Source organism: Azorhizobium sp. AG788 (genome assembly GCF_004364705.1).
Classification (GTDB): Bacteria; Pseudomonadota; Alphaproteobacteria; order Rhizobiales; family Xanthobacteraceae; genus Azorhizobium; species Azorhizobium caulinodans.
Genome location: NZ_SOBM01000005.1, coordinates 553,926 through 568,501, shown reverse-complemented (window position 1 = coordinate 568,501; position 14,576 = coordinate 553,926). Strand labels below are relative to the sequence as shown.

Sequence of the window (14,576 nt, the reverse complement as noted above, 5' to 3'; positions counted from 1 at the left end):
GTTCAGGAGGAAACCATGAACCGCGTGTCCCGCAGGGCCTGCCTTGCCACGCTGGGTGGCGCCGCTGCCGCCGCAACCGTGCCGTCGTTCGCGCGCGCGCAGAACCGGACGGGTGCCGATGCGCCGACCATTCTCCCGCCGGATCCGAACACGAAGACGCCGTCCTACAAGGCGCCGGCCGGCGCGGTGGATGCCCACACCCACATCTTCGGGCCGGGCTCGAAATATCCCTATGCGGCGAACCGCAGCTACACGCCGCCGGACGCGCCCCTGGAGATGTTCGAGGCGCTGCACGCCAAGATCGGCATCGAGCGCGCGGTGCTCGTCAACGCCACGGTTCACGGTCTCGACAACCGGGTCATCACCGATGCCATCGCCCAGAGCAACGGGCGCTACAAGGGTATCGCCAATGTGGACGATACCATCACCGACAAGGAGCTTCAGGCCCTGACGGACGCGGGCATGAAGGGCTGCCGCTTCACCTTCCTCGGCCGCCTTGGCGGGCGGCCGGACATGACGAAGTTCCACAGGATCGTCGACAGGATCAAGGCTTACGGATGGCACGTGGACCTCTATCTCGAACCCGAGATCATCGAGGAGTTCGTGCCGATCCTGCGCGCGCTGCCGCTGCCCTATGTCATCGACCACATGGGAACGGTGAAGGCCTCGGGCGGGCTGGAGCAGAAGCCCTTCGTGGCACTCGTCGAGCTCATGCGGACGGACGAAAAGGGTTGGATCAAAATCACCGGTCCCGAGCGCCTGTCTGTGGCCGGCTCGCCCTTCCATGATGCGGTTCCCTTTGCACAGGCGCTCATCGCCGCAGCGCCCGACCGCTGCCTCTGGGGCACGGACTGGCCCCACCCGAACGTGAAGGTGATGCCGAACGACGGCGTGCTCGTCGATCTCATTCCGCTCTATGCCCCGGACGTGGCCCAGCAGCACCGGCTGCTCGTGGACAATCCGGTGCGGCTGTTCGGGTTTTCCTCCTGATCATCACCCAATCAACCACCCGCTAGGCGCGTCATGACCCTCCAGACCGGTCCCATCAAGTCCATCCCCGGCCCTGATCCGAATACGCGGACGCCGGCTTTCAAGCTGCCGCCGCACTCCTGCGACACCCACTGCCACATCTTCGGGCCGGGCGACGTCTATCCCTACGATCCCAAGCGCTCCTACACCCCGCCGGATGCGCCTCTGCCTGCCTTCAAGGCCCTCCATGCCAAGCTCGGCGTGGAGCGGGCAGTCATCGTCAATGCCAGCGTCCACGGCACCGACAACCGCGTCGCGCTCGACGCCATCGCCCAGAGCAACGGGCGCTACCGGGCGGTCGCCAATATCGACGGCACCATCGACGAGAAGGGCATCGAGGAACTGCACGAGGGCGGCTTCCGCGGCTGCCGCTTCAATTTCGTGCGCCACCTCGGCGGCGTGCCGGACATGAAGGTGTTCGACCGCATCGTGGCCATGGTCACCCCCTTCGGCTGGCACATCGACCTGCATTTCGACGCGATCGACCTGCCGCAATATGCCGACATGCTTTCCCGCCTGCCGGTTCCCTACACCATCGATCACATGGGCCGTGTGCAGGCGAACGAGGGCCTCGACCAGTTGCCCTTCCGCACCCTCATCGACCTCATGGAGCGCGACGAGAAGTGCTGGGTGAAGATCTGCGGCGCCGAGCGAGTGTCGACCGCCGGCCCCCCCTTTCATGATGCGGTGCCGTTCGCGCGCAAGATCCTCGAGACCGCACCGGACCGCGTGATCTGGGGCACCGACTGGCCGCATCCCAACGTGAAGGTGATGCCCAACGACGGCGACCTCGTGGACCTCATCCCGCTCTTCGCCCCCGAGCCGGAGCTCCAGCACAAGGTGCTGGTCGAGAACCCGGCCCGCCTCTTCGATTTCAACGACGCCTGAGCCAACAGGCGCTGACCGGGAGACGCCCCAATGTCCGTCACGCATGCCGCAACGCCGGTCAAGGCACCGGCCAAGGCCCGGCCGTGGTATGCCCAACTCTGGGTGCAGGTGATCGCCGCCATGATCATCGGCATCCTCGTGGGGCATTTCTACCCGCAGTTCGGCACCAAGATGCAGCCGCTGGGGGATGCCTTCATCAAGGCCATCCGCATGCTCATCGCGCCCATCATCTTCTGCACGGTGGTGCACGGCATCGCGAAGATGGCGGACATGGCCCGGGTCGGCCGCGTTGCGATCAAGTCGCTGATCTATTTCGAGATCATCACCACCATCGCGCTCATCATCGGGCTGGTGATGGTCAATCTGTGGAAGCCCGGCGTCGGCATGAACGTGGACCTGTCCACGGTCGATACCACCTCCATCAAGGGCTATCTCGCCCAGACGGAGAAGACCGACACGATCTCCTTCCTCATGAGCATCATCCCCAACACCTTCCTCGGCGCCTTTGCCGAGGGGCACGTGCTGCAGGTGCTGTTCCTCTCGGTGCTGTGCGGCTTCGGCCTCACCTGGATCGGCCCGCGCGGCAAGATGGTGATCGATCTCACCGAGACCGTGTCGCAGATGCTGTTCCAGGTGGTGGGCATCGTCATGTGGGCGGCACCGCTCGGCGCGTTCGGGGCCATCGCCTTCACGGTGGGCAAGTTCGGCGCGACCTCGCTGCTGTCGCTCGGCAACCTCCTCATCTGCTTCTACGTCACCTGCCTGATCTTCGTCGTGGTGGTGCTGGGCGCGGTCTCGCGGCTCTGCGGCTTCAGCCTCTTCAAGCTGCTGCGCTACATCCGCGAGGAGATGCTCATCGTCTTCGCCACCACCTCGTCGGAGACTGTGCTGCCGCGCATGCTGGTGAAGATGGAGAAGGCCGGCTGCGATGAAAGCGTCGTCGGTCTCGTCATCCCCACCGGCTATTCGTTCAATCTCGACGGTACCTGCCTCTATCTCGCGACGGCGGCCGTGTTCCTGGCGCAGGCCACCAACACGCCTCTGGATATCAGCCACCAGATCGGCCTGCTTCTGATCCTGCTGCTCACCTCCAAGGGCGCCGCAGGCATTGCGGGCGCGGCATTCGTCGTGCTGGCGGCGACGCTCGCGTCCTCCGGCACCATTCCGGTGGCCAGTGTCGCGCTCATCCTCGGCATCCACCGGCTCATGTCGGAAGGGCTCACACCCACCAACCTCATCGGCAATGCGGTGGCCACCATCGCCATCGCCAAGTGGGAGAACGCGCTCGACGAGGACCGGCTGCGCCGCGTGCTCGATGGCGAGGACGTCGAGGCGGCCTCTCCCGCGCGCTGATGCCCGCCGTCCTGCCGGACGCTTTGTCCGACAGCAGGACGTCCGGCTCCCTTCCGCCGCAAGGCGCCACCGCCTGCGGCCCTTTCAAGATGGCAATGAAGGTCCAGGACCATGTCGCAAGGAAAAACCGCTCTCGTCATCACGGCCCATCCGGGCGATTTCGTCTGGCGCGCGGGTGGCGCCATCGCGCTCCATGCGCGCAAGGGCTATCGGGTCAAGATCGCCTGCCTGTCCTACGGAGAGCGCGGCGAGAGCCAGTGGGCCTGGAAGACGGCCGGCGTGAAGCTTGAGGACGTCAAGGCCCAGCGCAAGGCGGAGGCCGAGGAGGCCGCGCGCATCCTCGGTGCCGAGATCGAGTTCTTCGACGCGGGCGACTATCCGCTGCGGGGCACGGAGGCCATCCTCGACCGCCTCATCGACATCTATCGCGAGGAGAAGCCGGCCTTCGTGCTGACGCACTCGCTCAACGATCCCTATAACGTCGATCATCCGGAGGCCACGCGCCTCGCGCAGGAGGCCCGCATCATCGCGCAGGCCGCCGGTCACAAGCCGGACCCGACCCGCGCCTATGCCGCCCCGCCGGTCTTCCTGTTCGAGCCCCATCAGCCCGAGCAGTGCGACTTCAAGCCCAACGTCATCCTCAACATCGACGACGTCTGGGAGGTGAAGCGCAAGGCGTTCGAGGTGCTCGCCGCACAGAAGCATCTCTGGGAATACTACACCCGCGTCGCGCTCAACCGCGGCGTACAGGGCGGCCGTAACTCGGGCCGGGCGATGACCTATGGCGAGGCCTACCAGCGCCTGTTCCCGATGATCCTGGAGGAACTGGCATGACCGGCGTCGTCGTCCGCAACATCTCCCGCGCCGAACAGTCGGTGATCGACCAACTGGCCGGGTTCGGCGTCGCCACCGTTCATGAGGCCATGGGCCGGATCGGCCTCATGAAGACCTACATGCGCCCGATCTATGCGGGCGCGCAGGTGGCCGGCAGCGCCGTCACCGTGCTCGCGCAGCCCGGCGACAACTGGATGCTTCACGTGGCGGCCGAGCAGATCAAGCCCGGCGACATCGTGGTCGTGGCCTGCACCACCGACAATACGGACGGCATGTTCGGCGACCTGCTGGCCACTTCCTTCAAGGCGCGCGGGGCCGTGGGCCTCGTCATCGATGCCGGGTGCCGGGACGTGAAGACGCTCACCGAGATGGGCTTTCCCGTATGGCCGCGGGCGGTGTCCGCCAAGGGCACGGTGAAGGCGACGGTGGGCTCCGTGAACATTCCCGTGGTCTGCGCCGGTGCGCTGGTCAACCCCGGCGATGTGGTGGTGGCCGATGACGACGGCGTCGTCGTGGTGCCGCTCGCCCGCGCCGCCGAGGTGGCCGAGAAGGCCGCCGCCCGCGAGGCCAATGAGGGCGAGAAGCGCGCCAAGCTCGCCTCCGGCGTGCTCGGGCTCGACATGTACAAGATGCGCGAGCCGCTGGCTGCGGCCGGCCTCGTCTATGTGGACGATGCCTCGCAACTGAAGGGCTGACGGCACCAGGGGCGGACGCCGGAGCCTACCGGCGCCGCCGATTTCCAAGGGAGGACATCATGACCTTGCTCGCAAGGATCGCTGCCGGCTGCGCGATGGTCTTCGCGCTCGGTGCCGCACCGGCGCCTGCTGCGGAACAGACGCCTTATCCGATCCGCCCCGTGCGGATTGTCGTGCCGTTCGGGCCGGGCGGCATTGCCGACATCACAGTGCGTGTCGTGGCCGAGAAGCTGACCGAGAAACTCGGACAGCAGTTCATCATCGACAACCAGCCCGGTGCCGGCGGCATCACCGCCGCGCGGGCGGCCCTTCAGGGGGCCAAGGACGGTTATACGCTCGCGCTCCTGACCAACGGCACGGCCATATCGGTCCCGCTGTTCAAGAAGCTGCCTTTCAATCCGGTGAAGGATTTCGCGCCCGTCTCGTCGCTCGGCTATTTCGAGTTCCTGTTCGTGACGGCGGCCGGCTCGAAATACCATTCGGTGCAGGATGTCATCGCTTTCGCCAAGGCCTCGCCGGGCGCGCTGAATCTCGGCACCATCAATGTGGGCTCCAGCCAGAACTTGTCGGCGGAGCTGTTCAAGTCCATGGCCGGCGTTGATGTCACCATCATCCCCTACAAGACGACGCCCGATCTCGTCATCGCCGCCACCCGTGGCGACGTGGACGTGATGATCGACAGCTATGCTTCCGCGCGGGCGATGATGGCGGACCGGAAGCTGCGCGCGATCGCCGCCTCGGGTCCGACCCGTTCGGTGGTGCTGCCCGATCTCGTGACTGTCGACGAAAGCGGGGTGAAGGGCTTCGAGGTCACCTCCTGGAATGCCATCTTCGCGCCCGGGGGCACGCCGCCCGAGGTGATCGGCGTGCTGAACAAGGCGATCACCGAGGTGGTCGCGATGCCGGATGTGAAGCGCAAGCTGCTGGACCTAGGGATCGAGGCGCGGGCGAGCACCCCGGAGGAGCTTGGCGACCGGCTGAAGGCCGACATCGCCAAATGGACGGCGGTGATCGAGAAGGCGGGCATCGAGCGGCAATAGCCGCTCGCCCGGCGCGCTACATCCGGTAGCAGGTGCGGAAGGCGCCCCAATGCCGCCCCTCGATGATGATGGGCGCATCCACCTCGCGCATCATGATGACCTGCCCGCCGATGTGCCGGGCGTAGACCTGCACGAGGAAGGGCTTGGTGTTCCGGGCCGCGAGCAGGCCCGCCCGGTCATCGAAGATGCGCCGGTTGCGGCTGTTGGCGTTGTTCCAGGCGGGATCGCCGGGGCGCTGCGGCTTGGAATATTGCGCGTTATGCACCGGCAGATAGCCGTTCACATCCACCGCCACGCAGAAGGCGAGCCGTCCGTCTTCGCCCAGCATGGGTTCCTGCAAGGGCGGCAGGGTGCTTTCAAGGAAGGAAAGCGCTCGGGTTTCCACCTGCTCGGGATCGGTGCCGGGCAGGGTGCGATAGGTGGTGTCGAACAGGGCATCGCGGCTGATGCGGCCGGCCGCGAGGGCCCGCGCGAAGGCCTCGCGCACCGTTTCGGCTCCCCTCTGGGCACGGGCGATGGCGTCGGCCGCCTCGCGGGCGATGGCGGCGATGCGGCTTTCCACCGCCGCATGGTCGGTGCGCTCGAAGGCGATGTGGCAGCCGAGCGGACTGTTTGCCGCGATCCGGCCGGGCAGGGGGCCGAGACCCGGCAGGTCGAGCGTGATCCGCTCGCCCACCCGCGGGGTGGGCGTGACTGCGGCGAGCAGGGCGCCGCCCATGGAAAGATCGAGGGTCTTCACCGACGCCGCGCCGCCCGCATGGGACAGACGGCCGGAGATCTCCACCGGCCAGCGGTCGAACTTGCGCCGGTCGCCCAGCGGCGTCTGACGCAGCACGCTGAGCAGATGGCGTGACATCTCCTCCACATTGTGGGTCATGTCGCCGGTGCGCTGCTCGATCTCGGCGCTGGTCTGCGCCGCGGCGCCGGTGGCGGCGCTGATGGAGCGGGCGCGGTCCGCCACCACCTCGGCGAAGCGTTCCACCTCTTCCGCGCTGCGGCCGATCTCGTCGATGGCGCCGACCTGCCCGGCCACCGCCTCCGCCACGCGCGCCGCCACGGGGCGGATTTCGGCAATGGTGCCGCTGACGCGCTGCACGGCGGTCTCGCTCGCCTTGGCGGCGGCTTCCAGCCGGTCGATCTTCTCCGATATCTCCTTGGTCGCCTTCTGGGTCTCTCCCGCCAGTGCCTTCACCTCGCTCGCCACCACCGCAAAGCCCGCGCCCGCCGTGCCTGCGCGGGCGGCCTCGATGGAGGCATTGAGGGCGAGCAGGTTGGTCTGGCTCGCAATGTCGGAAATGAGCGCGACCACGGCCTGGATCTGGCTGATGGCCACATGTAGTTCCCGCGTGGCCGCCGTCACGGCCTGATTGGCGGTCTCGGCTTCGCCCGCGAGCCGCCCGGACGTTTGCGCCTGCCGGCCGATCTCGGTGGCGGTCTCGGCGAAGGCGCCGATGGCACGCGCGAGGCTCGCGGCATTCTCCTTGGCCGAGGCCGTTTCCGCGCTCATCACCTCGCTGTCGGCACGGATGTGCTCCAGATCGCGCACGCCCGCGGCAGCCGCCGCTCGCATGGCGGCACCGGCACCCGCCAGTTTCGTTTCCGCCCGTCGGATGTCGGTTTCCAGCAGCGCGACGAGTTCCGCATCTCCTGTCCGCAACTCGGGTTGCGGGGGCGGAGCGGCCTTTTCCACCACGACCGGCTCGGGTTTCGCTACCTGTTGCCTGCTGTTTGCAGTCTTTTGTTTGTCCCACAAACCAAACATGCGGGCGTTCCTCCGGGCATTTTGGCCGATCCTTTGAAAGGGCCGGCGCGAGATAGTGCTCCGAAGAAAATTTCTCCGCTAGGTAGCCGAAAGATCAACGAACGCGACGGCTTTGACGTCGCAGCGCAGACCGGGCTCTCATCCGGCGCGCCATGTTGCTGGCCACGAGGGACGCTCCTGCAAGAAGTCCTAGAATATAGTCAGCAATTTATCAGCCGATCTGTGCGCAAACCGCCTCACCATTGCCCCCGAAACCGGCCGGGGTCAGGGCATGTACTGGCCGCCGTTTACCTCCAGGATCTGCCCGGTGATGTAGCCGCTGGCTGCGTCGGAGGCGAGGAACAGGAACGCCCCCACGCATTCTTCCGGAATGCCGATGCGGTCCATGGGGATGGTCGCCTGCATGGCGGCCATCTGCTGGGGCGTCGAGAAGCGTTCGTGGAAGGGGGTCGCGATCACACCGGGGGCCACCGCATTGACGCGGATGCCGCTCTTGGCGAGTTCCTTGGCCCAACCGTGGGTGGCGGTCGAGATGAAGCCCTTGGCCGCCGCGTACAGAACGGCCCCGTTGCCGCCGCCGTTGCGGGCGGCCACGGAGGAGACATTGATGATGGAGCCGCCCGGATCGGGCTGGCCCGTCATTTGCTGTACCGCCGCGGTCACGAAGGCGATCACCTGCGTGACATTGAGGTCGAGCACGCGGGCGGCAAATTCCGGCGTGTAATCGGGGATGGGCACGCGCTCCACGAGCCCGCCGGCATTGTTGACGAGCACGTCGAGCCGGCCGAAGGCATCCACGGCCGCTTTGACGATCCGCGCCGGCGCACCGGGCTCGGTCACGTCGCCCTGGATGAGCACGGCTTCGCTGCCAGCCGCCTGAATGCGATCGACGAGTTGCTCGGCCGGTTCCCGGCTGGCGTTGTAATGCACGGCCACCTTGGCCCCGCTGGCCGCATACCCCTCCGCGACCGCCGCGCCGATGCCTGTCGAGGCCCCGGTGACGAGCACGCTCTTGCCCGCGAGGTCCGGAAAGAGTGGCGTGGGGGAGGGTCGAAGCAGGCGATGGGGGCTCATGGGCTTCCTTTCAGAGAAGCGGAATGGGAATCTCCGCCTTCTGCGTGCGTGCCCGAACGTCGCGGTCCTTCGCCGCAGCGTCAACCCCGCGTGGCAGCGTCCACGCTGGCGGCGGCGCCCTGTGCATAAAGGCGGCCCAGCGCCGCCTTCACCGCACCGGTGAAGCGGGGATCGGCCGGCAGGTCGGCGCCGAAGACCTCGCGCACCGCAAGAAGGCCATCCGCCAGCCGTTCCGCGTCAGGGCCGGCAACCTCCGCCACCGCCTTGAAGCGGGCGGCGAGGGGGTCGCGCACGTCGATGGCGCTGCCTTTCTCATCCGTGCCCGAGACATAGCGCATCCAGCCCGCCACCCCGAGGGCGAGGAAGCCGATGGGTGCGCCAGCGGCGAGCCGGTCGCGGATGGGGGAGAGCAGGCGCTGGGGCAGCTTTTGCGAGCCGTCCATGGCGATCTGCCACGTGCGGTGCTTCAGCGCCGGATTGGCGAAACGCTCGCGCAGGGCCTGTTTGTAAGCGGTGAGATTGGCGCCGGGGGGCGCCGGCACGGTGGAGGTGACTTCCTCGTCCTGAAGCCGCGCCACGAGCTTCTGGAAGGCAGGCTCGGCCATGGTGTCGGCAATGGTCTCCTTGCCGGCCAGATAGCCGAGATAGGCAAGGGTGGAGTGGCTGCCGTTGAGCAGGCGCAGCTTCATCAATTCATAGGGGCGCACATCCGCCACCAGTTCCGCGCCCACCTCTTCGAGCGGCGGCCGGCCGGCGGGGAAGCGATCCTCCACCACCCATTGGGTGAAGGGCTCGGCCATCACCGGCCAAGCGTCCTCCATGCCGAGCCGCCCGGCCACCACGGCCCGGTCGGCATCGGTGGTGGCGGGCACGATGCGGTCCACCATGGTGCAGGGGAAGGCGACTTCCGCCTCTACCCAGCGGCCGAGGTCCGGGTCGCGCAAGGCGGCAAAGCGCGCCACCACGCGGGCCACCGTCTCGCCATTGGCGGGAAGGTTGTCGCAGCAGAGCACCGTGAAGGGCGCGACGCCCGCCGCCCGCCGTCGGGCAAGTGCTTCCACGAGGAAGCCGGGCGCGCTGCGGGGGGCGGACGGATTGGCGAGGTCCGCGATGATGTCGGGGTGAGCTTCGTCCAGCGTGCCGGTGGCCGGATCGTGGCAATAGCCCTTCTCCGTCACGGTCAGGGTGACGATGCGCACGTTGGGATCGCACATGACCGCGAGGAGCGCGGCCGGATCGCGCGGGGCCACCAGCAGGCGGCGCAGCGAGCCGATGACGCGCAGATCATCGCCCGCGCCGGAACGGACCGCGAGCGTATAGAGGCCATCCTGCGGATCGAGCGCCTCCGACGTGTCGGGTGAGCGCAGGCTGGCGCCGCACACCGCCCAGCCGGCGGCGCCACGGGCGAGGCAGTCGTCCAGATAGACGGCCTGATGGGCGCGGTGGAAGGCACCGACGCCGAGATGGACGACGCCCACCTGTGCGGAGGCGACGTCATAGGCGGGGCGGCGGATATCGGCCGGAAGACGGCTCAGATTGGCAAGCGAGAGGCGCATCTTCGGCCTTCTTGAATGGGCGTTGGAACGAGAACGGGGCGCGCGGCTTCCCGCGCGCCCCGCATCAGGTCAGTGGGCGTGCTCGGACTTGGCGCGGGCCACGATCTGCGTCGGATTGACGAAGCGCAGCGCGATGAGCAGCCAGATGAGCGTGGTGATCATGTACACCACCGCCATGGCGTCGATGGACTGCACCGCCCGCACACCGGAGGCGAACACCGCATAATAGAGCGCGACGACCAGCGTCTGGCTGGTAGGGCCGGCGGTGAGGAAGGTCAGCTCGAACATGGCGATGGTGCGCACCAGCACCAAGAGCAGCGCGGCGAGGATGCCGGGCAGCAGCAGCGGCACCAGCACATGCCGGAACAGCTTGAAGGTATTGGCGCCGAACACCCGCGCCGCCGCCTCGATGCGCTGGTCGATCTGTTCCACGAAGGGGATCATGACCAGAACCACGAAGGGCACCGTGGGCACCAGATTGGCCAGCACTACGCCCGTCATGCTGCCCGCGAGCCCTGCCCGGTAGAGCACGGTGGCGAGCGGAATGCCGAAGGTGATGGGCGGCACCAGCAGAGGCAGCAGGAACAGCAGCATCACCAGCTTCTTGCCCGGGAAGTCCCGGCGGGCCATGGCATAGGCCGCAGGCACGCCGATGAGGCCGGACAGGAAGACCACGAGGAACACCACCTGGAAGGTGACGATCAGCACGTCATTGAGCTGGAATTCGTCCCAGGCGGAGGTGTACCAGCGCGTCGTCCAGCCGAGCGGCATCCATGTGCCGAGCCAGCGCGTGGCGAAGGAGGAGACCACCACCGCCCCGATCATGGCGAGGAGGTTCAGGATGAAGAAGCCGATCACGGCCCAGACGGCGGTGATCCAGAGCTTCGCGCCGAGTGTCGTATCCCGGATCATGGCTCAGCCCTTTCCGCCGGAGGTGGCGCCGCGATAGATGAGGCCGCGGGCGAACAGCAGCGCCGCGACGATGGCCAGTTGCACCACGGCCATGATCATGGCGATGGCCGAGGCCATGGAATAATCGTAGTCCTCGAAGGCCGCCTGATAGGCCGCAATCGAAATGACGCGGGTGGGACCAGCCGGGGCGCCCAAGAGCACCGCCGAGGGGAACACCGAGAAGGCCTGCACGAAGGACAGGCAAAAGGTGATGGCAAGGCCCGCCAGCAGCAGCGGCAGGATGATGTGCCGGAACCGCTGCCACGATCCCGCCCCCAGCGTCGCCGCCGCCTGCTCCAGCGCCGGGTCGAGGCCCGACAGATAGGAGAGGGTGAGCAGGAAGGTGAAGGGGAAGCCCGTCAGCAGCAGCGAGATGAACACGCCCCAGTAATTGTGGAGCAGCGCCAGCGGCTTGGAGATGAGGCCGAGGGTGATGAGCGTGCGATTGAACCAGCCCTGCGGCCCCAGATAGTTCAGCAGGCCTTCAGCCACCAGCACCGTGCCCAGCGTGATCGGGATCACGAGAATGGTGGTCAGCAGCCGCTGGCGGCGCAGGTGGCGTACGCGCAGCGCGATTGGCACCGCGAGCACGATGTTGAGGATCGTCACCGGCAGCGCCAGCCACAAGGTGGTGGCGATGGTCCCGTAGAGGAACGGGTCGGAGAAGAACTTCACATAATTGGCCAGCGTGCCGCCCACCTTGGGCTGGAACGACAGCCAGAGCCCATAGAGGAAGGGATAGACGAACAGGCCAAGGATGAAGAGCGCGGCCGGCAGCACAAGCAGCGTCAGGCCGTCGATGCCTCGGGCAGCGAGACGCTGCGACAGGGAGATGCGGGGCGCGTCGAGGGACACGGGGCGGCTCATTGGGTGCGATCCGGGAAAACGAGGACTCGGGCGGGATCGGCAGAGACCTGAACCTGATCGCCGGCCACCAGCGGACTGTGGGAAAGGAAGGCGAGATCCGTGCCGTCCGAGGCCGAGCCGAAGGCGCAATATTCGCGGCCCCGGAACTCGCTGGAGGCAACGCGCACCGGGAAGCCTTCGCCTTCTGCCGCGTGCTTGAGGTCATCCGACCGCATGGCGACGATCACCCGGTCGCCCACGGCGGCATCGCCTCGCACGCGGCCGACCATCTGTCCGCCGGCCGCCATGGAGACGACCGCACTCTCTCCCTCGCGGGAGGCGATGGTGCCCGTGAGGCGATTGCGGAAGCCCATGAATTCGGCGACGTCGAGATAGTTTGGGTTGGCGAAAAGTTCATCCGGTGCGCCCACCTGACGCACCACGCCATCCTTCAGCACCACGATGCGGTCGGCGAGCGAAAGCGCCTCTTCCTGATCGTGGGTCACGTAGATGGTGGTGGCGCCGAGCATGTTGTGGATGCGGCGGATTTCGGCGCGCATCTCAAGGCGCAGCTTGGCGTCGAGGTTGGAGAGCGGCTCGTCCATGAGCACCAGCGGCGGCTCCACCACAATGGCACGGGCGATGGCGACGCGCTGCTGCTGGCCGCCGGAGAGCTGGCCGGGCAGCTTGTGGCCGTGGCCGTTGAGGCGGACCATGGTGATGGCCTCGTCCACCCGCTTCTTGCGCTCGGCCTTGGACATACCGCGCATCAGCAGGCCGAAGCCCACATTGTCTTCCACGCTCATGTGCGGGAAGAGCGCGTAGTTCTGGAACACCATGCCGAAGCCGCGCTCCTCGGGGCGCAACTGGTCGATGCGCTTGTCATCCAGCCAGATGCCGCCGCCGGTGGCGGGCAGGAGGCCGGCGAGGATGTTCAGCGTGGTGGATTTTCCGCAGCCCGAGGGGCCGAGCAGCGCGATGAATTCGCCCTGGCGGATGGTGAGGTTGACCTCCTTCAGCGCATTGAGCGTACCGAATTCGCGCGACAGGCGGTCGAGCTTGAGTTCATTGAAACTGGCGGCGTGAATGGTCATGGCGCGCGTCCGGAAGTTGCACGGTCAGGATGCCGGCGCGTGACGCGCCGGCGGGTTCCGAGAGTGTCGAGAGGCGCGCCGCTGCTTGCGCGGCGCGCGGAAGCGTGCGGCTACTTCTTCTTCGCCGCGCCGATCTCTTCGTCCCAACGCCGGAAGGCCTGCACCATCTTGTCCGGCATCAGCGGGAGCTCGATGGGATTATCGGCGATCAGCGCGGCATATTCCGGCCGGCCATATTCCTTGATGGCGGCTTGGCTTTCGGCGGGGGCGAGGTCCAGCGGCACGTTCTTCACCGCCGGGCCCGGATAGAAATAGCCCTCGTCATAGGTGTAGGCCTGCTGCTGCGGCTGCAGGATGAAGGAGATGAGGTCGAGGATGACCGCCATCTTCTCGTCCGGCAGGCCCTTGGGCACGCAGACGTAATGCGCGTCGGCCACCCAGTGGAAGCCCTTGAGGGCGCCGACCTTGGCCTCCTTCGGCACGATGCCGAGCACGCGCGGATTGATGTCCCAGCCGGTGGTGGAGACGATGATGTCGCGCGAGCCCTCGCCCAGTTCCTTCATGGTGGGCGTGGTGCCGGAGGGATAATACTCGATGTTCTCGCCCAGCGCCTTCAGATAGGCCCAGGTCTTGTCCCAGCCCTTGATCGGGTCAGTCGGGTCCGCATCCTTGAGCAGATAGGGCAGGCCCATGAGCCAGGTGCGGCCGGGGCCGGAATTGGCGGGGCGGGCATAGAGGAAGCGGTTCTTGTTTTCGCGCGTCCAGGCCAGAAGCTCCTCCGCCGTCGTCGGCGCGGTCTTCACGGTCGGCATGTATTCGATCAGCGGGCCGGAGGGATAATAGGTCACGACCACGCCCTGGCCGCTCGCCAGCGTCTGCATGCGCGCGGCGGGTTCCAGATAGATGTCGTTGAGCTTGGGCAGGGCCGAGGCGTGGGCCGGCAGCATCTCCACCCAGAGCTTCTGGTCGATGCCGGCGGCGAGCGCGTCCGTGCCGGTGAGCACGATGTCGATATCGACGCGGCCGGCTTCCTGCTGGGCCTTGATCTTGCCAGGCAGTTCCGGCGCGGGGGCCTTGGTGAAGGAGATCTTGGAGACGAGGTTGGGCTTCGCCTTCCGGTAGTTCTCGATGGGCTTCTGGGTCAGCGCGAGATTGCCGGCCACGTCCACCACATTGAGGGTGATGGGTGATTTCGGCAGGGCGAGCTGCGCCTGCGCGCGGCCGCCGAGCGCGGCAAGACCCGCCGCGCCGGCCACACCACCCACAAAGGTGCGGCGGCTGATGTTCGAGAAAGTCATGGTCGCATTTCTCCCTTGGCGTTTCCTCGCGAGCCCGTCCCGATCGGATCGACTGCCGGTCTGGCCGGAAGATCGGGCTCGATTTCAAAGTCGGTGACGGGCCAGCCGGACCGGTGCGATGCGACCGGACCGGATGCCCCCGGGTGCGCTGCACCC

General features: G+C 67.0%; 13 protein-coding genes. 6 read left to right on the top strand and 7 right to left on the bottom strand.

The window, feature by feature from the left end:
* Window positions 1-24: 24 nt before the first annotated feature.
* From DFO45_RS15890 to DFO45_RS15865, 6 genes are all read left to right on the top strand, one after another.
* Complete coding sequence (locus DFO45_RS15890) at window positions 25-990, top strand: amidohydrolase family protein (RefSeq protein WP_245518135.1); 966 nt, start codon at window positions 25-27, stop codon at window positions 988-990.
* A gap of 33 nt (window positions 991-1,023) precedes the next feature.
* On the top strand, window positions 1,024-1,917 hold the full coding sequence (locus DFO45_RS15885) for an amidohydrolase family protein (protein ID WP_133865633.1): 894 nt from the start codon (window positions 1,024-1,026) through the stop codon (window positions 1,915-1,917).
* 30 nt (window positions 1,918-1,947) lie between these two features.
* Entirely contained in the window at window positions 1,948-3,270 is a 1,323-nt protein-coding gene (gene dctA, locus DFO45_RS15880) for a C4-dicarboxylate transporter DctA (RefSeq protein ID WP_133865632.1), read from the top strand.
* Between the two features lie 111 nt (window positions 3,271-3,381).
* Window positions 3,382-4,104, top strand: coding sequence for a PIG-L deacetylase family protein (locus DFO45_RS15875; RefSeq protein WP_012171875.1), 723 nt, complete (start codon window positions 3,382-3,384; stop codon window positions 4,102-4,104).
* Window positions 4,101-4,799 (top strand): 4-carboxy-4-hydroxy-2-oxoadipate aldolase/oxaloacetate decarboxylase, encoded by a 699-nt coding sequence (gene ligK / locus DFO45_RS15870; RefSeq protein WP_012171874.1) that lies wholly within the window; start codon window positions 4,101-4,103, stop codon window positions 4,797-4,799. Before DFO45_RS15875 ends, ligK begins: the two co-directional genes overlap by 4 nt.
* Window positions 4,800-4,858: 59 nt before the next feature.
* Window positions 4,859-5,839, top strand: coding sequence for a tripartite tricarboxylate transporter substrate binding protein (locus DFO45_RS15865; protein ID WP_133865631.1), 981 nt, complete (start codon window positions 4,859-4,861; stop codon window positions 5,837-5,839).
* A gap of 16 nt (window positions 5,840-5,855) precedes the next feature.
* Here DFO45_RS15865 and DFO45_RS25430 read toward each other — a convergent pair whose 3' ends face one another.
* From DFO45_RS25430 to DFO45_RS15830, 7 genes are all read right to left on the bottom strand, one after another.
* A complete protein-coding gene (locus tag DFO45_RS25430; protein WP_133865630.1) occupies window positions 5,856-7,529 on the bottom strand; it encodes a methyl-accepting chemotaxis protein in 1,674 nt (557 codons plus the stop codon).
* A gap of 336 nt (window positions 7,530-7,865) precedes the next feature.
* Window positions 7,866-8,675, bottom strand: a complete 810-nt coding sequence (locus DFO45_RS15855; protein ID WP_133865629.1) for a glucose 1-dehydrogenase — start codon at window positions 8,673-8,675, stop codon at window positions 7,866-7,868.
* An 80-nt stretch (window positions 8,676-8,755) separates the two neighbouring features.
* The gene (locus tag DFO45_RS15850; RefSeq protein ID WP_133865628.1) at window positions 8,756-10,231 is read right to left on the bottom strand and encodes a mannitol dehydrogenase family protein; all 1,476 of its coding nucleotides are present in this window, start codon (window positions 10,229-10,231) and stop codon (window positions 8,756-8,758) included.
* Window positions 10,232-10,300: 69 nt separating this feature from the next.
* Window positions 10,301-11,143, bottom strand: coding sequence for an ABC transporter permease subunit (locus DFO45_RS15845; RefSeq protein WP_133865627.1), 843 nt, complete (start codon window positions 11,141-11,143; stop codon window positions 10,301-10,303).
* A 3-nt stretch (window positions 11,144-11,146) separates the two neighbouring features.
* Window positions 11,147-12,049, bottom strand: coding sequence for a sugar ABC transporter permease (locus DFO45_RS15840; RefSeq protein WP_012171868.1), 903 nt, complete (start codon window positions 12,047-12,049; stop codon window positions 11,147-11,149).
* Window positions 12,046-13,116, bottom strand: a complete 1,071-nt coding sequence (locus tag DFO45_RS15835; protein ID WP_208299814.1) for an ABC transporter ATP-binding protein — start codon at window positions 13,114-13,116, stop codon at window positions 12,046-12,048. Before DFO45_RS15835 ends, DFO45_RS15840 begins: the two co-directional genes overlap by 4 nt.
* A 116-nt stretch (window positions 13,117-13,232) precedes the next feature.
* The gene (locus DFO45_RS15830; protein ID WP_133865625.1) at window positions 13,233-14,420 is read right to left on the bottom strand and encodes an extracellular solute-binding protein; all 1,188 of its coding nucleotides are present in this window, start codon (window positions 14,418-14,420) and stop codon (window positions 13,233-13,235) included.
* Window positions 14,421-14,576: the final 156 nt, after the last annotated feature.

What these genes read in the sequence shown, in the direction of transcription:
- DFO45_RS15875 (WP_012171875.1), top strand. Translation starts at nt 3,382, where the DNA reads ATGTCGCAAGGAAAAACCGCTCTCGTCATCACGGCCCATCCGGGCGAT.
- DFO45_RS15840 (WP_012171868.1), bottom strand. Translation starts at nt 12,049, where the DNA reads ATGAGCCGCCCCGTGTCCCTCGACGCGCCCCGCATCTCCCTGTCGCAG.
- DFO45_RS15885 (WP_133865633.1), top strand. Translation starts at nt 1,024, where the DNA reads ATGACCCTCCAGACCGGTCCCATCAAGTCCATCCCCGGCCCTGATCCG.
- DFO45_RS15850 (WP_133865628.1), bottom strand. Translation starts at nt 10,231, where the DNA reads ATGCGCCTCTCGCTTGCCAATCTGAGCCGTCTTCCGGCCGATATCCGC.
- dctA (WP_133865632.1), top strand. Translation starts at nt 1,948, where the DNA reads ATGTCCGTCACGCATGCCGCAACGCCGGTCAAGGCACCGGCCAAGGCC.
- DFO45_RS15865 (WP_133865631.1), top strand. Translation starts at nt 4,859, where the DNA reads ATGACCTTGCTCGCAAGGATCGCTGCCGGCTGCGCGATGGTCTTCGCG.
- DFO45_RS15855 (WP_133865629.1), bottom strand. Translation starts at nt 8,675, where the DNA reads ATGAGCCCCCATCGCCTGCTTCGACCCTCCCCCACGCCACTCTTTCCG.
- DFO45_RS15845 (WP_133865627.1), bottom strand. Translation starts at nt 11,143, where the DNA reads ATGATCCGGGATACGACACTCGGCGCGAAGCTCTGGATCACCGCCGTC.
- ligK (WP_012171874.1), top strand. Translation starts at nt 4,101, where the DNA reads ATGACCGGCGTCGTCGTCCGCAACATCTCCCGCGCCGAACAGTCGGTG.
- DFO45_RS15830 (WP_133865625.1), bottom strand. Translation starts at nt 14,420, where the DNA reads ATGACTTTCTCGAACATCAGCCGCCGCACCTTTGTGGGTGGTGTGGCC.